We start from the raw sequence: 2,739 nt of genomic DNA, 5'->3' as shown, positions 1-2,739 counted from the left end.
TTTTTACTGAATTCGGCTTTTTATTATACCCAATTTAAATGCTGAACAGCTTAAGGTGTATTAAATTATAGTAAATACTATTTTTAGGACTAATTAACACTAGTTAAGATTTATAGTTTCTATGATTACTATAGAATAATTAAATGTCTATCAAATTAATTCTAATTTTGATATAATTTTGTTTTTTTATCTAAATATATGTGAGGCTGCATAGAATCATTCCTTGTCTAGCCATTTAAGACTCAGAAACCTGTCGCAGCAGTTCAGTCATAGCTAAATGCAGTTGGTGTTAAGCCCACAATCCTTTGTAGAGACCGTAAATTTACAGTCTCTACAGACCAAAAAGATTTAATTATTCGACTCAATAGTTGTTGAGCCATCAGCTTTCACCCAAGCGATCTGAGCGATAGAGCGATCGCGCGCATATTGACGAATTGCTTCGGCGTCTTGTCCTCCTAAATCCATTTCTACTCGCACCAAACTATTAGAATTACGGAGTTTTTCGGCGTAGGCAAAAGCTGCATCATATGCATGATGATTTTCTGCGACAACTAACCAATTACTAGCTGGTGTTGTTTGCGGTAATTGCTGACAATAAGCAAGAGCTTGGTATAATTCTTCAATAAATAAAGCAAAACCAATACCCGGAATATTATTGCCTTGGGGATGATACTGTCCTAAAAGCTGGTCATAACGACCACCACGTCCTAATACTCTTGCTCCAATTCCGGTATCACTCACGACTTCAAAAGAAATGCCAGTATAGTAGTCAAAAGTTTGAATCAGGCTCAAATCCAATATTAATGGGAAATTTGACCGATTTTCCAGTAACTCAACCAAAGATTTGAGGTTATTCACCGCTTCTTGCTGGGGAGCATCCAGATCCAAGCTACTGACTTTTTGTAAAACATCACCACTATTTCCACGCAAATCCAGGAGAATTCTGGCGCGAGAGCGTAATTCTTCAGTTAGAGGCAAATTATCAATCGCAATTCGGTCAAGATGAGCGATCGCATAACGGACTTGGTTACGTACATTAGCGGGAAATACCTGTAACAGCGATTGGGTAATTCCAGCCTCGCCTAAAATTAAATGCCAGTGGTTAATTGAAAGCGCTTGCAAACAATCTGCGATCAAAAGCACTACTTCTGCATCAGTAAGTAAGCCACTAGTACCTAATAACTCTACCCCAGCTTGATAAAATTCCTGCGGTTGATTGCGCCGATAATCCGATGATCGCTGGAAAACATTGGTATTGTAGTACAAACGCTGGGGATAGTTAACACCCGCCATGCGAGTCACGGCTGTACGAGCAATTGAGGCTGTCAGTTCGGGACGTAACCCCAATTCTTCGTTTTCGGCATTTTGCAATTGAATCACAGTTGAGCGTTGAATCGCACCCCCCGCCATCAGCGTATCTATCCGCTCTAGAGTTGAGGTGATAATTCTGTGATATCCCCAACTGTGAAATACCTGCTGTAGCCTATCTTCTATCCAGCGTTTCTGAGCCACATCAAGGGGTAATAGATCCCTAGCTCCCGCCGGTGGTTGATACACCATTATTTTTTCTTCCCACCAAACAAACCACCAAAAAGACCGCCACCTCCAGATTTATCTGGTTGTTTAGCCGCAGCAGATGAAGTCGCCGCAGCTTTGGCGCTACCGGGTTTTTGACCCGACATTTGTTCAATTTTGCGTTTTCCCTCCAACGCTGTTTCGTTTTTGGGGTCTAGTTGCAAGGCGCGGTCAATATGAACTTTTGCCATCGTGGTTCGATTTTGCCTTAAATAGACCATTCCGATCAAGCTATGGCAATGACTATTATTTGGCTCAAGCTTCAGAGCATCTCGTAATTCTACTTCTGCTTGGGTGAGTTGATTTTTGGCAATTAAGTCTTGGGAACGACGGATATATTGAAGAACTACGCTTGAATCTTCTTTGGGTAATTCAGGTGGGGGTGCAGTGGCTTTGTTTATTGTCGGTGGTGCAGATTGTGATTTACCTACACTCCGCATTAAATAAACCAAGTTTAACTCGCTGACTAAACCAATAATTTGCACGACTTGCTCTAAAGACTCGTATTGAGTTTCAGCAATTTTGGCGATCGCAACTTTATAAGCATGTTCTAGATTGGGTATCTTTATTAGCTGTTTTGCTACATCGGTAGTTAGTTCCAAAGCCGCAGATTCTTGTAATAAACGCTTACCCATTTGCGACAGAACTATAATATATTCTGTATAATTTTTCTCTTGAGATAGTTTCTCGTAAGCAGGGTTAACTAACTTGGACAACAAATCGCTTGCTAGCTGTTTTTCCGTGTTACAAGACACAGAAGAGCTATCCGGGTGCAGACACCGAGCTATTTTCAGATAACGTTTGCGGATTTCCTTGGTGTCTGCATTTATTGGCACACTTAGGATTGCGTGGTAATCTATAAAATCATATTTAAATAGTCCTTGATCTATTTTTAAAGACATAGAGCAGTTTTATACCAATAATTGTGTGATTCTTACTAGTTTATCTTCTGGATTAAGCTTACCCGCAAGAGTGATACCATTTTGGATTTTAGACTTCGTCGTCAGCCTCTGCCGAACGATTTTGGATTGAGCTTCTGCATCTATAGCGCTTCTCGGTTGTGTCCAATACGTACCCAGTACCCCACCCCTTAATCCCCTAAGCGCAAGCCTACGGTGTACACATAAGTCAAAATTTTTCATGTTGAAACTGTATCCCGCCTAG

2 protein-coding genes are annotated in these 2,739 nt (G+C 40.9%); both read right to left on the bottom strand.

All coding sequences use genetic code 11. The features are described 5' to 3' along the window. Positions 1-348 precede the first annotated feature (348 nt). Complete coding sequence (locus AC5JMK_RS13985; RefSeq protein WP_096676194.1) at positions 349-1,560, bottom strand: ATP phosphoribosyltransferase regulatory subunit; 1,212 nt, start codon at positions 1,558-1,560, stop codon at positions 349-351. Beyond that, entirely contained in the window at positions 1,560-2,477 is a 918-nt protein-coding gene (locus tag AC5JMK_RS13980; RefSeq protein ID WP_495910377.1) for a DnaJ domain-containing protein, read from the bottom strand. The genes AC5JMK_RS13985 and AC5JMK_RS13980 overlap by 1 nt, the downstream gene beginning before the upstream one ends. Positions 2,478-2,739 lie beyond the last annotated feature (262 nt).

Source organism: Pelatocladus sp. (assembly GCF_059505505.1).
The sequence above is the reverse complement of the archived record's forward strand: the minus strand, read 5'-3'. Positions and strand labels throughout refer to the sequence as shown.